The 25714-nt window shown below is 46.3% G+C and carries 20 protein-coding genes; 8 read left to right on the top strand and 12 right to left on the bottom strand.

Translation table 11 applies throughout. The annotated features are described in order from the left end of the window. Positions 1 to 3 precede the first annotated feature (3 nt). On the bottom strand, positions 4 to 3633 hold the full coding sequence (locus H6629_19655; protein ID MCB9069995.1) for a tetratricopeptide repeat protein: 3630 nt from the start codon (positions 3631 to 3633) through the stop codon (positions 4 to 6). Positions 3634 to 3873: 240 nt separating this feature from the next. On the opposite strand from H6629_19655, the gene H6629_19660 reads away from it, so the two are divergent. The 4 genes from H6629_19660 (at position 3874) to H6629_19675 (ending at position 9397) form a co-directional block, all read left to right on the top strand. Further along, on the top strand, positions 3874 to 4905 hold the full coding sequence (locus H6629_19660; GenBank protein ID MCB9069996.1) for an aminotransferase class I/II-fold pyridoxal phosphate-dependent enzyme: 1032 nt from the start codon (positions 3874 to 3876) through the stop codon (positions 4903 to 4905). 282 nt (positions 4906 to 5187) lie between these two features. Continuing rightward, entirely contained in the window at positions 5188 to 6525 is a 1338-nt protein-coding gene (gene trkA / locus H6629_19665) for a Trk system potassium transporter TrkA (protein MCB9069997.1), read from the top strand. Between the two features lie 12 nt (positions 6526 to 6537). Next, entirely contained in the window at positions 6538 to 7980 is a 1443-nt protein-coding gene (locus H6629_19670) for a TrkH family potassium uptake protein (protein ID MCB9069998.1), read from the top strand. A gap of 82 nt (positions 7981 to 8062) precedes the next feature. Further along, positions 8063 to 9397, top strand: coding sequence for a 6-phosphofructokinase (locus H6629_19675; protein ID MCB9069999.1), 1335 nt, complete (start codon positions 8063 to 8065; stop codon positions 9395 to 9397). Here H6629_19675 and H6629_19680 read toward each other — a convergent pair whose 3' ends face one another. The 4 genes from H6629_19680 to H6629_19695 all read right to left on the bottom strand — a co-directional run bounded on the left by H6629_19680 (position 9398) and on the right by H6629_19695 (position 14305). After that, positions 9398 to 10975: a hypothetical protein gene (locus H6629_19680; protein ID MCB9070000.1), complete on the bottom strand. Its 1578-nt coding sequence runs from the start codon at positions 10973 to 10975 to the stop codon at positions 9398 to 9400. 139 nt (positions 10976 to 11114) lie between these two features. Beyond that, positions 11115 to 12104, bottom strand: coding sequence for a hypothetical protein (locus H6629_19685; protein ID MCB9070001.1), 990 nt, complete (start codon positions 12102 to 12104; stop codon positions 11115 to 11117). Positions 12105 to 12213: 109 nt separating this feature from the next. Next, entirely contained in the window at positions 12214 to 13731 is a 1518-nt protein-coding gene (locus H6629_19690) for a hypothetical protein (protein MCB9070002.1), read from the bottom strand. Positions 13732 to 14005: 274 nt separating this feature from the next. After that, entirely contained in the window at positions 14006 to 14305 is a 300-nt protein-coding gene (locus tag H6629_19695; GenBank protein MCB9070003.1) for a hypothetical protein, read from the bottom strand. 300 nt (positions 14306 to 14605) lie between these two features. Here H6629_19695 and H6629_19700 point away from each other — a divergent pair, with 300 nt between their 5' ends. Further along, a complete protein-coding gene (locus H6629_19700; GenBank protein ID MCB9070004.1) occupies positions 14606 to 15349 on the top strand; it encodes a hypothetical protein in 744 nt (247 codons plus the stop codon). 150 nt (positions 15350 to 15499) lie between these two features. Continuing rightward, positions 15500 to 15898 (top strand): hypothetical protein, encoded by a 399-nt coding sequence (locus H6629_19705; protein MCB9070005.1) that lies wholly within the window; start codon positions 15500 to 15502, stop codon positions 15896 to 15898. Between the two features lie 69 nt (positions 15899 to 15967). Here H6629_19705 and H6629_19710 read toward each other — a convergent pair whose 3' ends face one another. Further along, positions 15968 to 16918 carry an isoaspartyl peptidase/L-asparaginase gene (locus tag H6629_19710; GenBank protein MCB9070006.1) on the bottom strand — a complete coding sequence of 317 codons (951 nt, stop codon included), beginning with the start codon at positions 16916 to 16918 and terminating at the stop codon, positions 15968 to 15970. A gap of 220 nt (positions 16919 to 17138) precedes the next feature. On the opposite strand from H6629_19710, the gene H6629_19715 reads away from it, so the two are divergent. Next, complete coding sequence (locus H6629_19715; protein ID MCB9070007.1) at positions 17139 to 18143, top strand: MoxR family ATPase; 1005 nt, start codon at positions 17139 to 17141, stop codon at positions 18141 to 18143. Between the two features lie 89 nt (positions 18144 to 18232). Here H6629_19715 and H6629_19720 read toward each other — a convergent pair whose 3' ends face one another. Next, positions 18233 to 19717: a hypothetical protein gene (locus tag H6629_19720; GenBank protein MCB9070008.1), complete on the bottom strand. Its 1485-nt coding sequence runs from the start codon at positions 19715 to 19717 to the stop codon at positions 18233 to 18235. Positions 19718 to 20072: 355 nt separating this feature from the next. Here H6629_19720 and H6629_19725 point away from each other — a divergent pair, with 355 nt between their 5' ends. Next, positions 20073 to 20861, top strand: coding sequence for a Stp1/IreP family PP2C-type Ser/Thr phosphatase (locus tag H6629_19725; GenBank protein MCB9070009.1), 789 nt, complete (start codon positions 20073 to 20075; stop codon positions 20859 to 20861). 414 nt (positions 20862 to 21275) lie between these two features. Here the strand turns inward: H6629_19725 and H6629_19730 are convergent, their stop codons facing one another. From H6629_19730 to H6629_19750, 5 genes are all read right to left on the bottom strand, one after another. Further along, complete coding sequence (locus tag H6629_19730; GenBank protein ID MCB9070010.1) at positions 21276 to 21461, bottom strand: hypothetical protein; 186 nt, start codon at positions 21459 to 21461, stop codon at positions 21276 to 21278. A 189-nt stretch (positions 21462 to 21650) separates the two neighbouring features. Beyond that, positions 21651 to 22673, bottom strand: coding sequence for a flotillin-like protein FloA (gene floA, locus H6629_19735; GenBank protein MCB9070011.1), 1023 nt, complete (start codon positions 22671 to 22673; stop codon positions 21651 to 21653). A 30-nt stretch (positions 22674 to 22703) separates the two neighbouring features. Further along, a complete protein-coding gene (locus tag H6629_19740) occupies positions 22704 to 24044 on the bottom strand; it encodes a nodulation protein NfeD (protein MCB9070012.1) in 1341 nt (446 codons plus the stop codon). A gap of 102 nt (positions 24045 to 24146) precedes the next feature. After that, entirely contained in the window at positions 24147 to 24653 is a 507-nt protein-coding gene (locus tag H6629_19745) for a metal-dependent hydrolase (GenBank protein MCB9070013.1), read from the bottom strand. Between the two features lie 75 nt (positions 24654 to 24728). Further along, positions 24729 to 25688, bottom strand: coding sequence for an NTP transferase domain-containing protein (locus H6629_19750; protein ID MCB9070014.1), 960 nt, complete (start codon positions 25686 to 25688; stop codon positions 24729 to 24731). Between the last annotated feature and the right edge of the window lie 26 nt (positions 25689 to 25714).

Raw genomic sequence — 25714 nt, forward strand, 5'->3', positions numbered from 1 at the left:
AACTCAGTTGTTATAAAATATTTTATCAATCATTTCAGTTGCCGATTCGGGTGAAATAATTTCGTTTTTCCCCCATTGCACGCCATTCTGCATCAATTCTTCCAGACAGGTTGCCAACAATTGCTGAAAAGTATCGGCACCCAATTCCTGATGACAGGAAACCAGGTTTGCCAGCACTTTTTCGACCATTTGGGTTTGCTGATTTTTTTGGAAATAAAGCAAAATTTCAACCTGTTTGGCGATAGCGCTGGTATGGGTTTTCTGCTCAAATTCGATGGAACTGAGATTCCCCAACACCTGCGAAATATTGAAAAAATCGCCGGTTTCTTCAAACAACGGCAACGCGGTATTATAGCGGTTCAGCGCGCGTTCCCAGTCGCCCAAATCGTGGAACACATTTCCCAAATTGAAATTGACTTCCGCCATACCCTGAAAATCATTACTGGCTTCGAAATTTTTTAACGCTTCAACATAATGATGCCGGGCGATATCCCAACTTTTTTGGGCATGATAAACAAATGCCAACGAATTATGACAAAAAGCCATTCCCCGAACATTACCCAATTTGGTAAAAATATCCAACGCCTGTTCAAAACAGGGCACCGTTTTTTCCCAATCCAAATGCGCTTTGTAAATGTTGCCAATTTTTGAAAGCAACTCCGCAACGCCAAGCTGGTTGTTCAAATTTTCCTTCAGAGACATTGCGTTTCTATACATATCTATTGCGTAAGATAGATCTTCACGTTGTTGATAAATATCGCCAATTTCCTCAAAAATGCGGGCTACACCTGGCGATTCGCCCAACCGTTCATTAATGGCAAGCGCTTTCTCAAACAGCTCCAACGCGCGATCAGTTTCACCCATTTCCTGATAGACACGGGCAATTTGGGCAAAAATTTCGGCATATCTGCTTTCCTGTTTGGTATCGTGAAACAGCTCCTGCGCCTGATGGTAATTTTCCATCGCCAGTTCCCATTCCTTTTGGCGATGATGAATTTTTGCCAGCAATTCGTAAACCTCCGCCAATCCGGCGCGGTGTTCGTTTTCCTCAAAAATCTGGTGCGCATTTTGGAGATGAACCCGGGCATGCGCCAAATCGTTTAACTGCAGATAAATTGCGCCCATGTGTTGATATGCGGTAGCGAACGCAATCGGGTTGTTCAACTTCCGGTAATTTTCCGCGACTTGCTCGTATGTGTCAATTGCTTCGAGCCATTTTTTCTGCATCTCTTGCAATCTGGCAATTTCCATCAGCGTTCGTGCATTTCCGATGCGATCGCCGTGTGCGTTGCAAATTGCCATTGAGCGTTCAAAATAGGTTTGGGCATCCACAAGTTTGTGCTGCGCTTTTGCCAGTTGACCCAACTGATCCAGAATAATTTGTTCACCACGTGTATCTTTTATATCCTGAAAATATTCCAGCGAACGTTGGTAGTGATTATAGGCGTTCTGGCGATTTTCTTCGATCAAATAAACTTCAGCCAAATGCTGGTGGCAGGCTGCCAATCTGGCAATATTTTTTTCGCGCTGATACAGTTGCGCGGCTTCCTGCAAATTATGAGCGCTTTGGGTGGTGTTGCCTTTAAGTTTTGCGATTTGTCCGATATAAAACAGCGTTTCCGCACGGGTTTGGCTGTCGGTGTCCTCCTGCAAACAGGAAACCAGTGTCGTTTCAGCTTCGCCCCATTTACCCAACCGGAAATAAAGTATGCCGGTTCGCAGCTGTGCAGCTCTCTGCTCTTCAACGGTCTCAAGGGTCGGTAAACTCAAATTTTTCAAAAGGTTGAGTAAGTATTCGCATTGCTGAACCGTTAAATCCTCGATTTTGCTGATAGCGTTTATCAGCCCGATCGCATCTTCTTCACGTTCGGCAAAATAAAAATGCCCGGCACCCAATACCGCATCCCGGGAATCATTTTTGACGGAATAACGCTCGCGATACAATTGCCCGGCCTGATTGTGCAACGCCCGGCGAATGTGGTCATCTTCCATTTGTGAGTTAAAAAATGTTCGCAATGTGTCCGGCAAATTATAACGAACAGCCTGGTTATCGTATTCCAATAGCTGGAATTCTTCAACCAGTTCCTCCAGTTTTTCCTGAAAATCGCCACCCCCGATTTTATCGTAAACTGCCTTCAGGAAACGTTCCTCTTCGGGAATCTCGAAAATGCTCAACGCGGTGCAAAAACTGTTCAACCGGCTATCTGTGCGAGCAAAGCCTTCTTTTAATGCGTTAGCAACGTAATATGACAACTGAACTTCCTGAATTGCGGTGCCATCCGATTCGGGCATTTGTTCAACAAAGCGTTCCAGCTCGGTATCCGTATGCTGTTCATTTTGGAACCAGCCGCGGAAGATGAGCATCCGTTCCGGATTGCCGCAAAGCTTGCTCGCCAATTGCCGTGCCAACATTCGCGGCAGCGACAACTTCCACAAATCGCGCAATAGCGCGCTGCTTTCGGAAACTGCCAATCCGTCATATCGATAAAACGCGATATTTTGGTTGGTTTCGATCTCCGGCAAATCGCGATCCAGCATCAAAAATTTACCGCCGAATTCATCATTTTCGCTAATATTTTTCCAGCACAGTTGCACAAAATCCCGCAGGCGATAATCTTTTAACGCATGAATATCGTCCAGCACAAAAATGGTATCGGAAGCTGCAATTGCCGATGCAATTTCCGCCTCGTATCCCACAGCAGAGCCCGGAATTTGCAGTTCGGAAAACGCAGCAATACTTTTCAGAAACACATCGTAGGTTGAGTGGCTTTCGCTAAAACGGTAATAAAATACCTTCCCGATGGCGAGCGAGCGATTGAAAACCTGCTGATAAATATATGCGGAAATGAGCACCGATTTTCCCGAACCGGCAAAACCGGTGATAAACAACAACGGGTGTTCCGCCAGCAATGGTTCCAGATTTCGCAATCCCCGAACCGGGAGCGCATGCCGTTGCGGTTGCCAGTAAATCATTTGCGCCGAGCCGGGTTGTTTTGGTAAAATTGTATCAGGACGCTCTTCGGCAACCTCTTCTTCGGGCAAATTGGCTTTTTGTTTTGGCGGCGACGCTATTTTTGGCGGCGCTTTTGGAGCAACTTTTTTGGCAGGTTTTATAACGGGTTCCGAAGGAATCTCTTCAGGTTCATCCGGCAGCATGGAAAACAATTCATCAAATTCATCCACAAATTCTTTTTCACCTTCCGAATCGGCAGAAAGTGCTTCACCCAAATAGCGAGTCATCACCGTTGTAGCCAGTTTTTCATTTTTGGCGAGTTTTTCGCGGAAAGCATTCAGAAAATCCGGCACAATTTTTTCAGAATTTCCCAAGCTGATAACTTGCGAAAAGCGTTTCGCAAAATAATTATCCGGTACCGGCTTTCCGTCTTTTTTAAATTTGTTGATGATAATCGACAGCTTTTGGCGTTGAAGCGTTCGCAGCATCCGTTCTTTGGTTCGTCGGCTGCTCAAAATGCCTTCTGATGCAATATCGATGCTTTCGTAAAAGATACTCTCTGCGGCATCGATATCCGATTCGGGCATATCTTGCAGAGCGATATCGTACATCAAAGCGGCGATAACACTTTGAGAAATATTTTTTAAAACGGTAGATGCGGTTTGTAAATTTGAACTCATGACGTTCCCTGATAATTTTTCACTCAAATGGCAGAGCCGATTCTCTATTTTCTCAATTTCCAAACAATTTGGGTTTGTAAAGCGGATTCAGTTCACAAATCGGCAAATCAATTATTTAATTTAGTGCAAGTTTCATATTTGGTGAAAAAGTCAGGAAATCCGCACCGGTGCTTGATTTGTTGGGATAGGCGTGATAACTTTGCACGCCGAAATAAATGAGGCAGAAAGCTCGGGAAAATAATGAGAACCGTAGATTTACGCAGCGATACCTTAACCCGTCCAACGCCGGCCATGCGCGAAGCGATGATGACCGCAGAAGTGGGCGACGATGTGTTTGGCGAAGATCCGACCATCAACAAATTGCAGGATAAAATTGCCGAAATGACCGGCAAAGAAGCCGCGTTGTTTGTAACCAGCGGCACACAGGGCAATCAGGTTAGCCTGAACGCCCAAACCCGTCCGGGACAGGAAGTGATCTGTGATAAAAATTGTCACATCTTCAATTATGAATGCGGCAGCGCGGCAATGCTCGCCGGAGTACAGCTAAACGCTTTGGACGGCAAAAACGGGCTGCTGAACAAAACCATGATTGAAGCAGCCATCCGTCCGGAAGATGATCACTACCCCCAAACCGGATTAATTTGTTTGGAAAATACCCACAATCGCGGCGGCGGGAATATTTATCCCCTCGACGAAATGAGGTGCATTTACGAATTTGCGCAATCGCAGCAGTTACCGGTGCACCTGGATGGCGCACGGCTGTGGAACGCAACCGTTGCTACTGGCATTTCGCTGAAAGAATATTGCCAATATACGGATTCCGTATCCCTTTGTTTTTCCAAAGGTTTAGGTGCGCCGGTCGGTTCAATTGTTGCGGGTGATAAAGCGTTCATCCAGCGGGCGCATTTGTACCGGAAAGCCTACGGCGGCGGTATTCGTCAGGGCGGTATTTTGGCAGCGGCGGCGCTGCACGCCATCGAGCATCAGTTGCCAAAACTGGCGGAAGATCACCGGCGGGCAAAGGCATTTGCAGAAGCGCTACACCAAATGTCCGGCATTCATGTGCCGCCGGAAACTGTGGAAACCAATATTGTCATTTTCGAAGTTGACCCTAAAAAAATTGATGCTGCGGATCTGGTTCGCCAGTTGCAGGTGAACGGTGTGCTGATGTTCCAGTTTGGTCCAACCCGGATTCGCGCGGTAATGCATCTGCACATAACCGACGAAGATGTGGCGTTTGCGCTACCTGTTTTTCGAAAAATACTGGCATAATCCTAACCGGTTTTTGACTTCTGAATCTATTTAATTTGATGAGTCATTTACCTTTTGTAATATGTGCCGATATTAAATTTTTATATAACTTGAGATAAGCCAACGGTATTTGGGTAGCGAATTATCACTTTGTGATAACAAATCTGGGATTCCTGCAAATTCAGAAATCCCCAGATTTTCCGGTTCGCAAACACCAAATTATCGATGCGAAACGCTGACAAAACAAAAAATCGAATGTTTTTTTCATATAATTTTTAACAAATTATTATCCATTATAAGACTATGAAAATATTGATAATAGGTGCGGGTGATATTGGGTTTCAACTCGCCAAACGCCTTTCTGTCGAACATGATATCATTCTAATCGAAAATGATCCCAACCGCGTGAAACGCGCCAGCGAACAACTCGATGCGTTTGTCATCGAAGGCAGCGGAACCAGTATTTCCACCCTTCGGGAAGCTAATGTTCAGTCCTGCGATGTGGTCGCTGCGATGACAAACCGGGATGAAGTGAACCTGCTCAGCTGTCAGATCGCCAAAAAAATGGGTGTCGCAACAACCATTGCCCGGGTGCGAAATCCGGAATTCGATCTGCAGGATTTCCCCCTTTCGCTGAAAGATTTGGGCGTAGACCTGATGGTGCATCCTGAAAAGGAAACCGCAAACGCCATCAGCCGGTTGATCCGGCAATCCAATTGCACAGATGTCATCGAATTTGAAGAGGGCAAAATTCAGGTTTTGGGCATCCGGATGGAATCCAACTCCCCGGCGTTGCGGGTGCCGCTCAAAAATCTGGGTCAAAATTTCAGCCAACTGAATTTGCGGATTGTGGCCATCAACCGGAAGGAGCAAACCATCGTTCCGAAAGGCGACGACGTGTTGATTCCCGGTGACCAGATTTTTGTGGTGAGCGATCCAAACCACACCGCCAAATTTCTGGACATGATTGGCAAATCGAACACCAAAATTCAGGATGTGATGATTCTCGGCGGCGGGCTGATCGGGCAATTTTTGGGAAAAATGTTTTCCGGCAACATTCGCACAAAAATCATCGAAAGCAATCAGGAAAAATCCGTGATGATTGCCGATTTGCTGCCGCGCTCGCTGATTATTCATGGCGACGGCACCGATATCGATCTGCTGGCGGTGGAAGGACTGATGGATATGGACGCATTCATAGCTGTTACCGGGAACGACGAAACCAACATTATTTCGACACTTGTGGCGCATCACCTGCGCGTGCCGCGAACCATTGCGCTCGTCAACAAAACGGATTATTTGCCCATCACACCAACCATCGGATTGGATGCGGTGGTCAGCAAGCAGTTGCTGACGGTTAACGCTGTGCAGCGCTTTATTCGCCACCAGCAAATTGCCGCAATTGCAAATATTCCCGGTGTCGATGCCCATATTGTGGAACTTGTTGCGGCGTCCGGTTCCAAAATTACCCGCAAACCGCTGCGGGATATTTCTTTTCCGCGAAACGCGATTGTCGGCGCCATTTTACACGGAGAACAAGTGACCATCCCCAAAGGTGATACGGAAATCGAGCCGGGTGACAAAGTAGTTATTTTCTCAACGCCATCCGCATTATCGAAAGTCGAAAAATTATTTAAATAAACCGGTTCCCAAATGCATTATTCCAGTGTCATTTACATTCTTGGTCTGTTGATGATGTTCCTTTCGGGCAGCATGCTCATTCCCGTGCCGTTTTCGCTGTATTACGGGCAAACGGATTATTTGTCATTGCTCAGCGCAGCGGGTATTACCTTTGGCGTCGGGTTTGCGGCTTACCGCTTGAGCAAATTTCGCGATGATCTCCGCCCGAAAGAAGGCTTTGCGATTGTGGCATTCAGCTGGATTTTTCTCTCCTTTTTCGGTTGCCTGCCGTTTGTTTTCTCCGGAACAATCCCCTCTTTTACCGATGCATTTTTTGAAACGATGTCCGGATTCACCACAACCGGGGCAACGATTCTCACCCAAATTGAAGGCATGCCCGAAGGCGTTTTGATGTGGCGCAGCCTTACCCACTGGATCGGCGGAATGGGCATCATCGTGCTGTCGCTGGCAATTCTGCCCTTTTTGGGCGTTGGCGGCATGCAGCTGTTTAAAGCCGAAGTTCCCGGTCCGGTTGCGGACAAACTGACACCGCGCGTAACAGAAACTGCCAAAATTTTGTGGGGTGTTTACCTCGTTTTTACCGCTGCCCAAACCGTGCTGCTCATGTTTGGCGGCATGAATTTATTTGAAGCGCTATGCCACGCATTCGGGACACTTGCAACTGGCGGCTACTCAACCCGGAACGCCAGTGTGGGTGCATACGGCAGCGCATATATCGATTATGTGATCATCCTGTTTATGCTGCTGGCAGGCACCAATTTCGCGTTGCACTACCGTTTTTTGCGCGGCGATTTTAAAGTATATTTCAAAAATCCGGAGTTCCTGTTTTACATGGCGATCATCGGATTTACGGCGTTGCTCATCTGCATCAATAATTTTATCGCGCTGGATACGGGCGTGGAAAAAACCTTTCGCGACAGCCTCTTTCAGGTGGTTTCCATTTCCACAACAACCGGATACGGCACCGCAGATTACGAACAGTGGCCGTTCGCATCGCAAATGATCCTCTTTTTTCTGATGTTCGGCGGCGGCTGTGCCGGCTCCACTGCCGGTGGCATGAAAATGATTCGCATTTACGTGCTCACCAAATTCGTTTATTCGGAAATAGTGCGGCTGCTCCATCCCCACGCGGTGGTTCCGGTGCGCGTAGGCAAAACGATTATCAACCGGGATATTCTGATGAATGTCTTCGGATTTTTCAATTTATACATTATCATTTTCACGTTGAGCGTTTTCGCAATGTCGCAACTGGGGCTCGATTTTTCATCCGCATATGGCGCGGTTGTTGCAACGATGAGCAACATCGGTCCGGGTTTGGGCAGCGTTGGTCCGACGGATAATTTTGCGCACATTCCCACTATCGGTAAATGGCTGCTTTCTTTTTTAATGATGATGGGTCGCCTGGAGTTATTTACGGTTGTCATTCTTTTTTCACCATCGTTCTGGCGAAAATAAACGCGTGGCATCTATTGAAAAAATTTACAACTACGAACCGGTTTTCCGGTAAAGCATTAACCAAAAGCGTTGACGAGGGGTTATGAAAATTAGTCCAAAAAAGTTAGCAATTATGGCTGCCGGCGGTCCGGCTCCCGGCATAAACAGCGTTATTGCAGCAGCTACTATTCGAGCATCGCTGGAAGATATTGACGTGTTGGGCATTTTGGATGGCTTTAAATGGATCATGCGGGGCGATATTTCGCATGTGCGGCCGCTGCATATCGATACTGTCAGCCGGATTCACTTCCGGGGTGGATCGTATATCGGCATCGCGCGTGATAATCCAACCTACGATCCCAAATTAATGGAACAAACCGTAACCTCGCTGCTGCGACTGGATGTGGACAAGCTTATCACCATTGGCGGTGATGGCACCGCATACACAGCCGCAAAAATTGAGGAGATCGCCAACGGGCGCATTAAAGTTGTGCATGTGCCCAAAACGATCGATAACGATCTCGATTTACCGCATGGTTTATCCACCTTTGGCTATCAAACCGCGCGGCATCACGGCTGCGAAATTATCAAGAATCTGATGGTGGACGCTCACACAACCTCTCGCTGGTATTTTGTGGTTTCGATGGGACGAAAAGCGGGGCACCTCGCATTGGGCATCGGAAACGCTGCGGCAGCAACCATTTCGCTGATCGCGGAAGAATTCAACGGACCCTATATTCGATTGCAACACATCGTCGATATTCTGGCCGGATCGATCATTAAACGGTTGAGCTACGGCCGTCGCGATGGCGTCGCCATTTTAGCCGAAGGGCTGGTTGAGCATTTGCATCCGGAAGATCTGGAAAAATATTTTCAGGTAAAGCGCGATCCGCACGGAAACATCAAATTGGGGCGGGTCAATTTTGGCGAAGTGCTGCAACAGCAGGTTGAATATTTGATGTCCGAATTTCGGGTGGATACCACCGTCGTGTCCAAAAATATCGGCTACGAATTGCGCTGCGCAGACCCGATTCCGTTCGATATGGAATATACCCGAAACCTTGGCTCGTGTGCGGCAGAGCATATTCTCAACGGCGGCAACCGGGTGATGGTCAGCATCGAACGCGGGCACTTCCGCCCTCTCCCGTTTGAAGAAATTATGGACAAAGAAACCGGTCGGGCGAAGATGCGGATGGTGGATATCACCTCCGAAGCTTTTGCAACGGCACGCCGCTACATGATCCGGCTAAATGAAAAAGATTTTGCCGATCCCCACGCTATTGCGAAATATGCGGCAACTTGCGGTGTTTCTATCGATGATTTTGAAAAGCGCTTCAGACATTTGATCGACGATGACAAATTCCTGAAAATAAAAAATGCCAAACGCAAAACAACAAAAAACAAAACCAAAAAATCCGCAGATGCAGCAGGCGAATAATTAAAAAGAATAGAGAAATCCCAGATTGAGCAGCGTGTTGCGGGAGTCATTCCGCAGCTCGCTGCGGTCCTGATCGTTATCGTAATTGGCGAACGTTTGCAATTGCAGTGACGAAGTGAGCGGCACCCAACCGATCAGCATCAGCGAGTGAATCCTGCGATCGGAATAATAGCTGTCCAAAAATGTTTCTGCGTCCACATTCGGATAATCGCGCCAACTCAATTCATAAACAAGACTTAACATAAGCCCCTGATTATTCAGCACTTCCAGAGACAAAGTAACACCTTTCGAGTGATAATCACCTTCTTTGGCAAAGTCAGCTTCGGCTGCATCATCCACCGAATGCACCTGTTTTTCCCAGAAAAATCCCGCACCAAATGACTGAAAATTGCTCAAATAATATTTCGGCAACACCCGCAGGGAAAAATTATCGAAATCGGGCATCACGCTATCGGCAATTTTATTCCGGCGGAACAGCGCGTCCAACCGGCTTTCAACGCCCCATTTTTCACCCGTTCCAAATTCTGTTTCAATTTCCGGCTGAAATTCCCAATAGCGATTTTCGTAATCGGTTTCGCCGGTCTGGTTTTTGAATCTATATTGCGTTAGTTGCAGCGTCGCATCCAGATAGCGGTTGTAATGTGCCAAATACCGATATCCGCCCGAAAACCGGTTCTGGCTGTACCCGTAACCGTCCGATTCGCGGTAAAATGCTGGCGACCAGCTCAGTCGGAACGATTGCCCGGCAGCAATTACCGGTTCGAAAAAGAACGTTCCGGAAGCAGAAATGATATTATTTTCGGGGATATCCGTGGCTGTATTTTGGGAAAACCATTTGTATCGGGCACGTCCGGAAACATACCATCGGCGGCGCAAATCCATCGGTTTTCCGAACAAAATTTGCAACCGTTGATCCAGAAAATCACTGCCAAAACCGTTTTGGGGATGATAAAAACTGTGATCCGTTTCCAGCCGGAACAACTTGCTGCCGTTTCGCCGCTCAAAACTGGCAAATGCCTGAACCGATAAAAATGTGTCGTCCAGCCGGAATCGCTGGCTTAACGAAAGATTTCCTGCGCCAAATTCAAACGGCTGGAACCAGTTGAAACTGACATACGGGCTGCGCAATTCATCCGTCAAAACGCTGTCGTTTTCCAGAAACGAAACCTCAAATTCCTGTTGGGAATAATCGATGCCGCTTTCGATTTCGAAACGGGGTTGCAGCTTTGCTGCGATTGGCGAATAATTTCCGGCATCATTTTCTAACGATGTAACATTCTGTTTTTCCGAAACTTGCGACAATTCCGGTATCGCAAACATATCAATAATTGTTTCCAAAACGGTGTTCGCAGCGTCCCAGTTTTGTTCTGCCGCAAGTGACTCTGCATCCGATACCATCTGCGCAATTAAACTGTCGGGATCGTCGGCAGTCATTTGTAAATTTTCGATTTGCAGCAAATTGGTGAGATAAATGGTGTGTTCAATCGCATCGTTTGTGCTGCCGGATTGCTGCGCGAATACCGGTATTCCAATCGCGAAATACAACAGCATCAGCATCCATTTTATACATTCGCGCATAATTTATCCCGCATCAAATCCACAAATTTTTGGAAAAAACCGTTCCCAAATTTGCATTTGGGAACGTGGTTCACATTTGAAAATTTAGGCAGAACAAGGGCAAATCTATCACCTGTTCAACTTCAATATTAACAAATTGTTAATCAATTTCTGCAACCCGGTATGGCAAACTCCAGACCATCGAATTGTATGGGAAAACGGTTGCGTCGTCATCGAAAATAGTGCCGTTGTCGATCACATCGAACGCCGCATGATACACATGTCCCGGACGCTGATTGATCGTCCACGATCCCACATAAATTTGCGCACCGTTTACCGGATCTGTGCCGGTATATTCAAATCGGGCGCGGGCGTGATGGCGTAAATTGATGCCGTAATGCAGCAACACTGTTTCGGTTGCGCCGTTGCCCATATCCACCGGGTTTGCCGTTAAATTGTTCAATTTGATCTGCACAGTTATGGTTTCACCCGGCACAACTGTCGGTATTTCGTTACGTGAGTTCAAAAATGTTTGCAGTGGATTGGTGATGAGTAAATCCAGCCCGCGATCGCTGGTAATGTGCGTTTCCAAAATATCGATGGTGGTTTCCGGCCGGCTTTCGCCCTGCCCGAACGAAACGGCATCGAGCTGCCAGCGCATTCTACCGGTATCCGTTTCGCGTTTCACAAAAATGGCGTTGCGATGGGTAGCGTGATTTAATCGTTTGCGGTGAATCATCGCCTGCCGGCCTGTGCTATCGGCGTTTTTTTCGAAAATTACAAATTGCCCGGTGAACAGCCGGTGAACAGCAACCAACGCAGTATCTTCGGAGATCCGTCGGAAATCACGGATTGCGCGGCGCGGCTGTGGATTGAAACGGCGTCCGAATCGCCAAACAGAGTCTATCGGCGCTGTCACTTTGCCCATATTGTTATCAAACGTGCTGAAACCGTCGTACATATTATCTTCGTTGCCGTCGTCAACCAGCGCGTCAAACAGCAACTCATTTTCATCCGATACCGCTAATTCTTCGATCGTCGTTTCATCATTTTCCAGCGAGGCTATCGGGGAGTTTCCGTCCTCCTCACAGGCTGTCGCTGCTAATAATAGGAAACCGATTGTGCTTAAAATTATCGATAAACGTTTCATTTTATCCTCCTGATCCATGGTGTTGTGGTTTTATAAAAATCACTCACAACTTGCGGGCCCGGCAAATTATGGCAATACGTTAAATTTAATGTTAATAATTAGTTAAAGCCTAATTTTCGGTTAACATTCGGGTGCCCAATCGGGTGAGTTCCCGGCAAACAAGCAACCGGTTTCGACGGAAAGCCGTTTCCGCCATTTGATACAATTGACGGGCATTTTGGAATGTAACCCCAAATACAGCGTCGTTCGCACCGCGATCCTGCAATCGATCGAGCATTTGTTGAAACCGCAGCAAATCCTCCTGAACAACAGCCGATGCGATGTCGCTATTCGTTTGTTCCAATTGCAAACGATTATAATGCAGCACCAGTTTATTCGCGATATTCAAAAATTGCGCTGCCCTTCCGTAATCGCCGGCGGCATATGCCTGCTCCGCTACCGCGAAATTCCGTTCTGTCATTTCTGCAAAAGCGTTGTTTTCGTCCCAATTTGCGGACTGGCTGCGCATTGTGATCACATTTTCGCGGGTTCGCTCAACTTGCTGTTGCAATTGTTCCGGCTGGCTATCCTGCTGATTTTCGAGCAATCGGTACAACCGGACAATCATTTGATTGGCAAAAAACAGGTTCCGGCGCGCCTGAACAGTTTTGCCCTGATTAAGCAACATTTCGCTCCGGTCTGCCAACGCAGATGCCCGTTGATAAATAGTTTCAGCAGCAGGTAATTCGTTATTTTGCAACATTTCGCGAACCTGGCTGAGAGCATAACGCAGCGATTGCAAATCGAGTTGTAACTGCTCGTCGTCGGTTTGCGGCATTTTCTCAACCGATTCCAGCAAGCGATACAGCACCCGGTTTATGCCGGCCAAACGCTGTTGTGCTTCGCTGAAATTGCGCTGTTCAAACAGCCGTTTTACGGTTGTCAATTCCGCTTCTGTCGATTGCAGCAACCGTTTTTGGGTTTCGTCACTGTTGTTTCCGTCGAGTTTTGCGCGAATTTGCGATATCAACAATTCTGCATCGAGAAACGATTGGCGAATTCGCTCGCCGGAATTGCGTTTGTCAGTTGTGCGATATAATTGGATGGATTCTTCCGCAAAATGCAGCGACAACCGGTAATATTCGATCGCAGAAAACGATTGCCCTTCGCGAAAGAGGCTGTATGCCCGTTGCCGGAAATACTTCGCACGATTGAGTAAATACAATGCTTCATCAATTTGCTGTTGCTGAACCAGTTCCTCTGCTTCCTGAATTTTTTGATCGAGCTGCTCCTGATATTTGAATTTCAGCACAGGGTTATCCTTCAGCAACATTTCGATCTGGCGAAGTGCTGCAAACGATTCCCGGATCCGCAGCCGCGCCATAACAGGTTTGTTTTGCGATGCCAACTGCTCAGCTTGCTGATAATTATTTCGTGCATCATTCAACAAATTGTCGATCCGGTTCCGGGTATCATTGATATTCGTAGCCGGCAGCAGCCGTACAAACGCCTCTGTTCGTTCAATGGTCGATTGTAATCTGCTCAGTTCGTTTTCCAGCCCACGTTGTTGCGCACTCAGGCTCCCAACGCAAATCAGCCAGATCAAACCCAATCCCAACAAAAAATGATGTTTCATAAAAGTAAACATTTAGTAATTCCTTCGCTATCCCACATCAACTAGAACAAATGATATGCCAAAATATCACGAATTCCCGAAATCAAATAAATACAGTAGTTTACAATCGACAAGAAATCATGCAATAGATGATTAGCATCGGAAAGTGTACCGCACGGTGTACCGTTTGGTACATTCAAGATAATATTCAATATCGGGATAAAAATGGGGGGAATACAAATTGCGGCCAAAAAATTAATTTGACCGCAATATCTTCGTTCAATGGGGTGATTAAAAACAGTGCTGTTTAAAGATCGCCTAACAGCCGTTTGAGTGTTTCATCCATTTCGGAATCCAACTCAACTTCAATCTCTTCGCGGGTGCCGTCGAGAAAGTAAATTTCAATGAGACGATGCTCTGGCGTCCAATTTTCTGTTGGATCTGCATCGTCAAATTCGTCGTACATGCTGTAATCGACTTCGTCAAAATCTTCATAGATCAAGTAATCAACCTGCTCATGATCTAATTCCAGCATTTCGCATACTTCTTCAAACACCGCTTCGTCGCGACTGACGACCTTGTGGTTCATGCGATCTGGAAATTCCATACATATTCTCCTGCTTAAAAATACTTATATCTAAATATCAATTATTGATTGATAGCCTTCGAAATAACATCAAAAAACTTAAGTAAAATGTGAAACTGATTACTGAATTCGTGGGTATTATAAGAAAAAAAAAACCAGAATCAATGATAAAATAACTTCAATTAAAAAAAAATTTCTTGCCGATTTCATTCATATTCAGCTACTTTTACCGTCTGTAAAATCCGCCGCCAATATTCAATCCCGGATCCTTGTTTCCGGAATTTACCCACACATCCGAACAACCATAAACGGAGAATAAGCATGACTTTACACCGTATACTTTTTGGGCTGATGTTGTTATCGGCGATGGTTTCTGCGCAGTCAATTTTTTTTAAACCCATTGCGGCATATTATTTACCGCGCCTAACCGATGTAAATATGAGAATCGAAGATGCTATTGATGATTTCAGGGATAATAGTGGTCTGCCACTTCCGACCGCTGCAACATTTGGCAACAAAGTTATTTTTGGCGGTGAAATCGAATATCATCTCAGCGAAGATTATTTCGGAACAATCCAATTGATGTTTTACAACGACGATGCTGATACACGTTTTAAATCCACATCCCCAACACCGATTCAGTTTGACTACCTCCGGGATATTTCCATGGTTGATGTGAAAGTCAATTTTCACCAATATTTCAGTTACAGCTCCTGGCGGCGTTTTAATAAATACTTTGGCATCGGCGTTGGTATAATGCAAGTGAGCGCAACATCAGAAACGGTTTACATTGCCGACAATAACTCTCTAATAAATACAACCGGAGAATTTTCCGGAACAACCCTATCTGCCTCGGGTTATTTTGGCGGAGAAATCCGACTGGCGCCGGCTTTTAAATTATGGGCGGAGGGCGGTTATCTGGTTGGAAATCCCGGACGTATGGATGGTAAAGTACGCACACTCGAAACCTCCGGTAACGTTGATACAACGTCAGAATCGTCGTTCGATCTTTCCGGTTTTTTTGTGCGCGGTGGCATCGGCTTTGCTGTCCCATTTCTGAAATAAGAAGCAAAAAATCATTAAACTTTTCAAAAAGAATTTCGAGTATTATAACACAAGCGGGGATTGATTCTTGGGTAAATTATAAGTATAAAAAAATGTCTTTCAGGCATTTTGGATCTATCAACATCTTGTGTTTTTAAGGAGTTTTAAATTATGCAGGGAATTTCGATAGATGTAAACCTGGTTCACTTTATGCTGGTCATTATGGTCGTTATGTTGGTAATCCAGGCTTATGTTTTGATACGCATACGCAACGTTTTACAAGCTGTCGCAATGAATTTTGATTCGATCATCTATTTTCTGCGGCGCTTTTTGAACCAGAAAGAAAAAGCAAAAACTGAAGATACAGAAAAAATACAAATGGCAAAAACCTGCCAGTTCTGTAAACACAGATTGGCATATATCAACACCAGCCAAACCAGCGAGAACGAAGAAAATTTTTATTATCGCTGCGGATTGCGCAATATTAACGTTGCATTAAGCGACTCATGTGTGCATTTTGAAAAAGATCAATCGACACCCATCGATGATAACAATGATTTAGAATCCTGATTTATCTGAAATTAGGGGGGCGTTGCCAGTAAATTGTTTAGCCTCCTCCAGGCAATGTCCCTCATTTTTTTATTCACTCCGACAAATTTCCGCAACCACTTCCCCACTATCCATAGCAAATGCAAACGCCATTCTGGATGTGTTGTGAGCAAATGCGTATTCGCCAATTGCGTTAATTGCAATCACTCCACCTAACCCGTTAAAACGATTGTGCAACCGCTCTATCGCTTGTTTTGCGGCGATCATTGGCGATAAATTTCCAAATGCATCACAAGTTTTCAGACATAAATGGGATTGCATAATGGATTCTCCCCAACCGGTTGCCGACGCTGCGCCGGATAAATTATCTGCAAAAACGCCGGCACCGTATATCGGCGTATCGCCAACGCGTCCGGGCAATTTCCGGGGTGTCCCGCCGGTAGAAGTTGCGCCGGCCAGATTCCCGAAAACGTCCATCGCAACAGCACCAACTGTGCCCATCGGTGGCTTTTCAAATGGCTGTTTGGTGCGAAAATCGGGATTTTTTGAAATTTCGTTAAAATATGTCAACTCGCGTTCGGTCAACAATTCTGCTATCGGCGTTTCAACGATGCCCATTTGTTCTGCAAAGCGTTGTGCACCGCTGCCAACGAGCATGCAATGCTCCGTTTTTTCCATCACCAATCGGGCCAAGCTGACCGGATGCAACAGATTTCGCACTGCCGCAACCGCGCCAAATTTCAACGCGGCGCCATCGGCGATAATCGCATCCAGCTCAATTTCTCCGATTTCATTCAGAAACGCACCGCGTCCCGCATCAAATGTCGGATCAGCCTCTAACAAGTTGACCGCTTTTTCAACCGCGTCGAGCGCGGAAAGCCCGTTTTGCATTTGCGGGAAAATGGATTTCACCGCATTTTTCACACCATTGATGTGGGCATCCACATATTCATCGGGAATGCTCCATGCGCCGCCGTGAACAATTAATCGCGGCTCAGCGGTACTCCGGGCGCCATCGATTGGATTATGGAACTTTTTCATAAATTTTGTCGCTAATTAACGTTAGGAAACTGTTGATCGCATTATTTTAACTGCACGAATTGCGTAAAAAATAACCATTGACTCATGCGTTGGCAATCATTATAATCGAGTCGATATTTAATTGCAATCCGGAAACAGTGCTATCACAATTGCAGTAAAGAATGTTGCAAAGATGATCGCCAAAAGCACTGATTTTGAACTTGCACTGAGAAAGGAATTCATGAGCACACAAAACGACATACCCCGCGAAGAAGTTCAATTGTTGGAAAATCTGACCGATTTGAACAGCCAAATTCTTTCAGAAATTCATAAAGTGATTGTTGGACAGCAGGAAGTTATCGAACAGCTGATCATCTCGCTGTTTTCGCGCGGCCACTGTTTGCTAGTCGGCGTGCCCGGATTGGCAAAAACGCTGCTCATCAACACTCTTGCGGATGTGCTGGATTTAAAATTCAGCCGCATCCAGTTCACTCCGGATTTGATGCCGTCGGACATCACCGGCACAGAAATCATCGAAGAAGACCGGTCAAGCGGAAAAAAAGCGTTCCGTTTTATCAAAGGACCCATCTTTGCGAACATCATTTTGGCGGATGAAATTAACCGAACCCCGCCAAAAACGCAGGCTGCGCTGCTCGAAGCGATGCAGGAACACAAAGTTACCAGCGGCGGCGAAGATATGCGGCTGGACGAACCGTTTTTTGTGTTGGCTACCCAAAACCCGATCGAACAGGAAGGCACGTATCCGTTGCCGGAAGCACAGTTGGACCGTTTCATGTTCAATTTGTGGATTGATTATCCGAGTTTTCAGGAGGAAATGGATATTGTGAAAGCCACAACCGGCAACTTCCGTCCGGAACTGAAAAAAGTGATGAATGCGGAACAAATTATCGCCAGCCAGAATGTGTTGCGTAAAATTCCGGTGGCCGATAATGTGATCGAATATGCTGTAAAATTGGTGAACCTCACCCGCCCGAGTTACGCTAACGCGCCGGAATTTGTCAAAAAATGGATCAATTGGGGCGCCGGACCGCGGGCATCGCAATATTTGATTTTGGGTGCCAAAACCCGTGCGGCTTTGCAGGGACGTTATACGCCATCCGAGGCAGATGTCCGCGCATGCGCTATTCCAGTGTTGCGGCACAGGATCGTCACCAATTTCAACGCCGAAGCCGAAGGTGTCACCACGATGGATGTGGTTAAAAAGCTTTTTGAGCACATCAAATAATTTATATGTTGATAAATAAAAAAAGGCGAACAAGTTGTTCGCCTTTTTTATTTCACCAAACCTGCACTTCCCCAAACTAAATATTTACATTAATTTATCGGTATCGCCAGTGTAATGTGATGGGTCAACACATGAGCCTCCTGCAACGAGAGCGAACCGGCTGGTGCCAAAATAATATCGCTGGTATCAAATTCCGCGCGGGAGACGAACATGTTGCCAAATGCCAAACCCGGCTGTCCGGTGCCGACGGTTACTTTTGCCGTATAGCCAATTTCGACCGTCGGGAAATGCCAGCTTAGCCCAATTCGCGGTGACCATTCCGTCCAGCTTTCCCGCTGTGACCGGGAAAACGGCACCACATAATTGTCCTGATCCAGCCAATATTGATACTGCAAAATTTCAATCCCGATCTGGAATCCGAAAACATTGTTTATCGGGTGTTGCTCCAGTCCCATCCTGAAAATCCAGTTGGTAAATTCAAAATGATTCTCGACCGTTTTATTGCCCGCAGAAATGATCGTGCCAATGCCGGAAATCATTTCGCTTTCCGCATTTGCCCATGTATGGCTCCAAACCGGTTCAAAAATGAGATCGATGCCGAAGCGTACCGGCGCAAAATCCCGGGAGATGCCCACGCCAAAATTGAATGCCCAGGTGTTACCGGGATCGCGCGGAATGTTCATAATTTCATAATTGGGAATTTTGGGGTGATCTTTGTAATTCGCTGTGAAAATGCCACCGATATTCCACCCCGTTTCGCGGTTGATCGGCTGGCGATACCCCAAATGCAAACCCATCGTTCGGGTAAGATCACGGTTATGGACGGTTATATCCTCAAAATTTTGGTACCCGAAAATCGGGTCCGGATTCGCCCACCAGTAGGGATATTTTGCATCTTGTGTCATATCGTAAGTGTGATAAAACAACACTGCCTCCATTTGCCGTGACGGACGATCACTCAACAATCCCAGCCGCATGTCCCATACTTTTCCCGATTGTTCCACACTATTGCTGTTGGCATACAAAAATTCGGTACCTTCCACAGCTTTGAGCCCGGAATATGCGATGCCCAACCCCAGAGCAGTATTTTCAGAAATTTGTTTTCCCAAAAAGCCTTGTGCATAAAAATTGTGCCGCTGTTTGTTACGTAAAGCGCTGCCGTCAACAAACGAATTTTCGATCCAGGGTCCCCAAAAAAAGGTTTGTCGGGGCGGTTCTTTCATTTGCTGGACACTGAGCATCACGCCGCCAAAAATGTTTTTGTGCCGCACCATCACGCCCAACGGCATGGTAAGCGCGCTGCCGTTTTCATCGGATATGTTGTAATAAGTAGGCGAGCTAAACAATTGTATTTTTTGAATCTGTGCACCTTTCGCGGGGTTTACAAACGGATCAGAATAGGGATCATCCAACGCAATTGCAACCCCACCAATGCCCAAATTTTTTGTTGGTGAAACCAACCCCTGATCTCCGGTGGCGACAGGCACCGTTTTCAACCCGATAAACTGTGCATTTACAATTCCCGTGAACAGACAAATTGCCCCCAACGCCAGCCATTTTCGCAAATAACGCATCACAATCTCCTTTTCAGCCAATCACCGATTTATCAATTTATACTGCATCATTTGCAATTCTCCTGCCAATTTTAAATTATGAAAAAATGCCTGAAAATTGAGATTTTATGGGAGAAATTGACTCATTTTTATTGAATGGTCTTGGATTCCGTTATCAATTTTTCGAAACAGATTCAAATTTTCGAATAGAAAATTTATGGATTTGGAATTCACTTCTGGCGTTTTGCTTATTGGTTGATTACTTGATTTTCACTAAATTTGCAAATATATTGCAAAACTAATTTGCCCCCCGGAAACAAAACGGGATAAGCTCCGCGAATAGGCGGTTTACAAAAAATCGATATCTGGAAGTATTATGTTGAAAATTTTTGGTCAAACCGATGTTGGGAAAGTACGAAACAATAATGAAGATCACTTTTTGGTGATGCAAACCACCAGCGACAGTATCGATAAATTACCCCAAATATTCGCAGTCCCAACCACTGTTTCACCAGCAATTTTGATGGTTTCCGACGGAATGGGTGGTGCGGCAGCGGGCGAAGTTGCCAGCTTGATGGCAGTAAATACGGTTGCCGAGTGGTTTAAATCATCTGAAAATGAGTTCTCCGATCCCATTACAGCCATCGATGATGCGTTACAGCAGGCAAACCGAAATATAATCGAATATGCGAAAACACATCAGGGAAAATACGGGATGGGTGCAACCGGAACGCTGGCGGTTGTTTTTGGTAAACGACTGGTGATCGGACAGGTTGGTGATAGCCGTGCCTACCTCATTCGCAATAACGCAATCCGGCAACTCACCCGCGACCAATCTTTTGTGAATCAATTGGTTGAAGCAGGCAAAATTACCGAAGAAGAAGCCGAAATTCACCCGCGCCGCAACATTATTTTGCAGGCATTGGGAAACGAGGAAAAACTTGACGTCGTGATTTCTGAGGAAGAATTACAATCCGGCGATAAATTGCTGCTTTGCAGCGACGGATTAAGCGGGATGATTCCCAAAAATGAGCTGCTGGAAATTGTTACCGCTTCTTCCGATATAGCCAGCACAACTGCGCAACTAATTCAACGGGCGAATGAATTGGGTGGGATTGACAATATTACGGTTGTATGCGCAAGCTGGGATGACGAAACAGCATAATGGCGGCAAAAAAAACGGGGGTCAACAATCAACCCCCGATGTGAATAGGTACTCCTTAGTTTACAGCTCCCCGAGATATTTCTCAATTATCACATAAAAGTAAAGAGCCGTTGAGATTATTATTTTTCTCAAAAATAATTTATTTTTTCATTTTTTGCGAATAAAAAAGGCGCTAAAATAGCGCCTTTTAACATCAGTAAAAACAATTATTTGATACAGTTACTATCTATCCAATGGAATCCCCGGTCCACGATAAAATACCGGTTTTTTAGAATTTCATTGAGTAAAATTGCGTTACGTAACGAATCGGTATCTTTCAGCAAGTTACTCAAATTGGATCTTTTTTGCCGGTTGAAACTGTAATTCCTGATGTTAACATTTCTTCCAGCTCTTGCTGTTTTGCTTTTTCTTCTGCTAATTGCCGCTTTTTTGCTGCAATTCCTGCAGCGATTGCTCGGCGTAGCCACCTTCGGCCATCGATGCAGCTTTGCGTTGAGCCTGTTTATCAACCGGCTTCTCAACTGGCTCTTGAACGACAACAGGCTCCGGTTGCTGATGCTCCCTTTCCAGCTTTTCGGCTTCTTCTATCCAGCGTCGCAAAAATCCGGAAGGTGTTCCCGGTTTTGCTCACCTGCCGGTTTGCCAGCCGGTTTCTGCGCCTGGCGGACTGGTCCGGGTTTGCTGGTTGCTGTCTCGGTGGCACTTTTGGGGCACCACCGGATTTTTTCTGCAGCAAATTGAACAACGTATAAATGGCGTAAAATATTAAAATACCGATTAATTGTTCCATCAATCACTCATTTTATTCGGGTTTTCAGCTTTTGTCATCTTTTTCTCGGAGTCATCAGCGATGCTTTGACGCATGGAAGTATCCGATTGGATGTTCTTCAAATTGTAATAATCGAACACACCCAGTTTTCCTTCTTCAAATGCTTTGGCAATCGCTTGCGGCACTTGTGCTTCCGCTTCAACCACTTTCGCGCGCATTTCCTGAGTACGGGCTTTCATTTCCTGTTCCTGTGCAACTGCCATTGCGCGGCGGGTTTCGGCTTTCGCCTGCGCCACTTTCAGGTCTGCACCAGCCTGATCTGCCTGCAAAAATGCGCCAACGTTTTTGCCCACATCCACATCCGCGATATCGATGGATAAAATTTCAAACGCGGTGCCCGAATCCAATCCCCGGCTGAGCACTTTTTTGGAAATTTGATCGGGATTTTCCAACACAACTTTGTAAGAATCTGCTGAACCGATTGCCGATACAATACCTTCACCGACCCGCGCGATGATCGTATCTTCTGTTGCGCCACCAACCAACCGCTGCAAATTGGCACGAACAGTAACGCGGGCGCTGGCATTCAGTTGGATACCATCTTTGGCAACTGCCGAAATTTTTCCCTGTTTGGGGCTATCGATAACTTTAGGATTTACACTGGTTTGCACCGCTTCCAGCACATTTCGGCCGGCAAGGTCGATAGCTGTTGCTAATTTAAAATCGAGATCGATTCCCGCTTTATCCGCTGCAATGAGCGCATCAACAACCCGCTTTACATTACCACCGGCGAGATAGTGGGTTTCCAGTAATTCTGTGGTTACATTTAAACCGGCCTTACGAGCATTGATCAGTACATTCACAATAAGCGCAGGGGAAATTTTCCGCAAACGCATACCAACCAAACTCAACAAACTTACTCTCACACGAGATGCAATGGCAGTAACCCACAACTGAACGGGGATAAAATAGAAAAACAACATCAGCAAAAGGACGACAGCAATAAATCCGCCGATGCCTAAAAACGGTCCTAAAAAACTCATATAGCCTCCAGTAGAATGTGTTTTGTTGTATTACGAATCTTCTGTTATCTCTTTTCCGGTTTTTTGTTCGCGAACAATCAGCCGGTAACCATCGATATGCACAATTTTGATGGGCGTATTTATTTCGATAAATCCGCCTTCGCTGACAACATCGAGCCGTTCGCCGCTAAATTGCCCGATACCGGACGGACGCAACGGCGTAACCGCAACACCGGTTTTGCCAACGTGGCGACTGTAATCTTTGTTGACCACATATCCGGATTCGCGTTTTTGTTCATCGCCGAGGCTGATTTTTCGCCAAATGCTGGTGTTGGGCAAAAATCGCGCGACGATAACCGCCGCGACCATCGTCAATGTCAGCGATCCGAAAATACGATACGCCGCATTGGAAAAATCGCTGAATGTCACCGTTTCGAAGCTGCCGATTAAACTGAGATAAATACCTGCAACCAATGCTAAAACGCCGGCTATCCCGGCGACGCCAAATCCCGGCAAAATAAAAATCTCCACCAATAATAACGCAACGCCAGCAAAAAACAGGATTATTTCAACAGCGCTGGCCAGACTGATGATGTAATGGCTTCCGAAAAACAGCCCCAAACACAACAATCCCAACGTCCCGGGCAATCCCCAGCCGGGCGATTTTATCTCGATAAAAAGTCCCAATAATCCCAACGAAATCAGCAGGGAACTGATTACCGGTCCGGTGAAAAACCGCACCAATTCTTCCGCCCAGTTCACACTATTGTAAACAATTTCTTCTTCGCCATAGCCAAGACTGTCCAAAAATGCTTCGAGTGTTGGCGTAATTGCATCGGCAATTTTCCATTTTATGGCATCGTCTGCGGTGAGGGTGATGAGTTTACCTTTTTCGGACAATCCTTCCACAACAACGTCTTCGTCAACCATGCCTTCGGCGATCATCCGGTTGCGCCCGTTGCGTTCTGCTGTGGCGCCCATTTCCGCACGAAAATAGGAAATCTGTTTCTCGGAACCCTTTTCACCCTGCTGATTTACAACGGTCGCCGCACCGATGGAACTGCCGGGCGTCATCCCGATTTTGGTGCAGGACAAGCTGATCAACGCACCCGCACTGATCGCCCGTTTATTCACATACGCGATCGTCGGCAGATCCGTATTCAACAAAATATCCTTGATTTGCGTGGCGGCATCCACCCGCCCGCCAAATGTGTTCACTTCCAGCACAATGGCTTTGGCGTCCGCAGCTTTGGCATCTTCGATAACCCTTTCGATGTATGGCGGCAGCCCGAGATCGATTGTTCCGGAAATTTCAATATGATAGACTTGTGCGGCAGCGGTGCCCGCCCAAATCATCAGTGCTGCAAAAAAAATGTTCAACTTATGTTTCATTTTGTTATCTGCTCCTGTTGGTTCGATAAAAATATATCGAAATTCAGCGGATTATTCAATTGAATTCAAAAACATACACGATTTGGGGATTCAGAGGGAAGTTTAGCTCAAACGGCGTTTAAAATAAGAAAAAACAGGCAGATCGAGAAAAAGGTGTGTGTAATGTCCGGCGATGATAGCGGCAACAAAAATCCAGCGGTGGGTTAAAAAATCAAGCACATTTTCCCATGAAAAGCTGCGAAACCAGCCTTGTTGAACGCGGGCATATTCCCACGCTACCGCAAAAATGAGGGCGAAAAACCACGGCGTTGGCCATGCATGGGTCCACCCGCGATGTTTATGTAACAGCGGTGCAATTGCCACCAGCGCAAACAACGCCATCAGGTCATATGCATTAAAATACCACAGGATAGTTATCGCAACAAAAGCTGCGCGATGAAACATTTTACGGGGACGGGATTCCGTATCGACATCCGGGAAAAGCGCCATAAACCAAGTGAACGCGATACAAATGAGCAGTGTTCGCACGTCACCGTCGTGCAGCGGATGATTGGCAAATTCGATTAACTTATCTGCCGAAAGTTCAACTTGTCCACCGGCAATTGCCAATCCGGCAACGGCCGTTGCCGCTAATTTTGCGCCTGTCGCATGTGCACCGTAATTAATTTCACCCTCCCGATCGGATTATTCAGAAAAAATTACTTCATCTTGAACAACGGTATCATCGGGAATGATGGCGTTGCGGAGTACAACCGAATTTTTTAATGTAACGCGAGATCCAATTTGTGCGCCATTTTCGATAAAAACATTGCTGCCGATTTCGCAATCATTTCCGATTACAACCCCATCTTCGACAAAATATGGTGACACTAAACTGCTATTTTTACCGAGTTTAGCACTCACTGAAAAATAATCGGGATTTTCGGTTTCGAGATAACGCAGGTTGATGCTCAACAAATCCGCCGGGCTGGTGAGGGTTTGCCGGGTTTCGATGCGGTGCCCTTGCAACGCCGCACCCGAATCGATGTGCATTTGAATGGCATCCTGTAGCTCGTATTCGCCACGTTTGGAAAGCGGGATATTCGGGATATGCGCCATCAATTCTTTTTCGAAAATATACAGCGGCATGCTGGCGATATTGGTCGGTGCTTCGTCAGGATGCGGTTTTTCAACAATCCGGGTAATGCGATTGTCGCTCAATTCAACGATTCCGGAACGGCTGATTTTTTCGCGAGGGACCTGCATCAGCGTCAGCACGCCGCCCAAACCGGGCGTTTGCCGCCAGATTCTCAGAAGCTCGTCAACAGTTCCTTCCGGCACCAGATTATCGCAGGCAGATAGCATAAAATCATCGTGAATCTGCTCAATCGCGCTGCGCAGTGCATCGCCCATTCCGCGCCGCTCACGCTGCACTGCCCACGAAATCCGCCATTCAGCCGGCGCATTTTTCTGAAAATACGATTGGATTTCCGGATCGTCCGGTCCGTAAACCACCACAAAATCGGTGATCCCGTTGGCTGCCATTGGCGCCATCACGCGTTCGACAATCGGTTTTCCGGCGATGGGTGCCATCGCTTTTGTGCGGGTGTTGGTGAAGGGTTGCAATCGCGTGCCGCGACCGGCGGCCAAAATCAATCCCTGCATGCTGTTTCCTCACTCCTGTTCCGGTT

The organism is Calditrichia bacterium (assembly GCA_020634975.1).
GTDB lineage: Bacteria > Calditrichota > Calditrichia > RBG-13-44-9 > J075 > JACKAQ01.

Coding starts and splice junctions, on each gene's coding strand:
- H6629_19655 (MCB9069995.1), bottom strand. CDS start 3,633: ATGAGTTCAAATTTACAAACCGCATCTACCGTTTTAAAAAATATTTCT.
- H6629_19660 (MCB9069996.1), top strand. CDS start 3,874: ATGAGAACCGTAGATTTACGCAGCGATACCTTAACCCGTCCAACGCCG.
- trkA (MCB9069997.1), top strand. CDS start 5,188: ATGAAAATATTGATAATAGGTGCGGGTGATATTGGGTTTCAACTCGCC.
- H6629_19670 (MCB9069998.1), top strand. CDS start 6,538: ATGCATTATTCCAGTGTCATTTACATTCTTGGTCTGTTGATGATGTTC.
- H6629_19675 (MCB9069999.1), top strand. CDS start 8,063: ATGAAAATTAGTCCAAAAAAGTTAGCAATTATGGCTGCCGGCGGTCCG.
- H6629_19680 (MCB9070000.1), bottom strand. CDS start 10,975: ATGCGCGAATGTATAAAATGGATGCTGATGCTGTTGTATTTCGCGATT.
- H6629_19685 (MCB9070001.1), bottom strand. CDS start 12,104: ATGAAACGTTTATCGATAATTTTAAGCACAATCGGTTTCCTATTATTA.
- H6629_19690 (MCB9070002.1), bottom strand. CDS start 13,731: ATGTTTACTTTTATGAAACATCATTTTTTGTTGGGATTGGGTTTGATC.
- H6629_19695 (MCB9070003.1), bottom strand. CDS start 14,305: ATGGAATTTCCAGATCGCATGAACCACAAGGTCGTCAGTCGCGACGAA.
- H6629_19700 (MCB9070004.1), top strand. CDS start 14,606: ATGACTTTACACCGTATACTTTTTGGGCTGATGTTGTTATCGGCGATG.
- H6629_19705 (MCB9070005.1), top strand. CDS start 15,500: ATGCAGGGAATTTCGATAGATGTAAACCTGGTTCACTTTATGCTGGTC.
- H6629_19710 (MCB9070006.1), bottom strand. CDS start 16,918: ATGAAAAAGTTCCATAATCCAATCGATGGCGCCCGGAGTACCGCTGAG.
- H6629_19715 (MCB9070007.1), top strand. CDS start 17,139: ATGAGCACACAAAACGACATACCCCGCGAAGAAGTTCAATTGTTGGAA.
- H6629_19720 (MCB9070008.1), bottom strand. CDS start 19,717: ATGCGTTATTTGCGAAAATGGCTGGCGTTGGGGGCAATTTGTCTGTTC.
- H6629_19725 (MCB9070009.1), top strand. CDS start 20,073: ATGTTGAAAATTTTTGGTCAAACCGATGTTGGGAAAGTACGAAACAAT.
- floA (MCB9070011.1), bottom strand. CDS start 22,673: ATGAGTTTTTTAGGACCGTTTTTAGGCATCGGCGGATTTATTGCTGTC.
- H6629_19740 (MCB9070012.1), bottom strand. CDS start 24,044: ATGAAACATAAGTTGAACATTTTTTTTGCAGCACTGATGATTTGGGCG.
- H6629_19750 (MCB9070014.1), bottom strand. CDS start 25,688: ATGCAGGGATTGATTTTGGCCGCCGGTCGCGGCACGCGATTGCAACCC.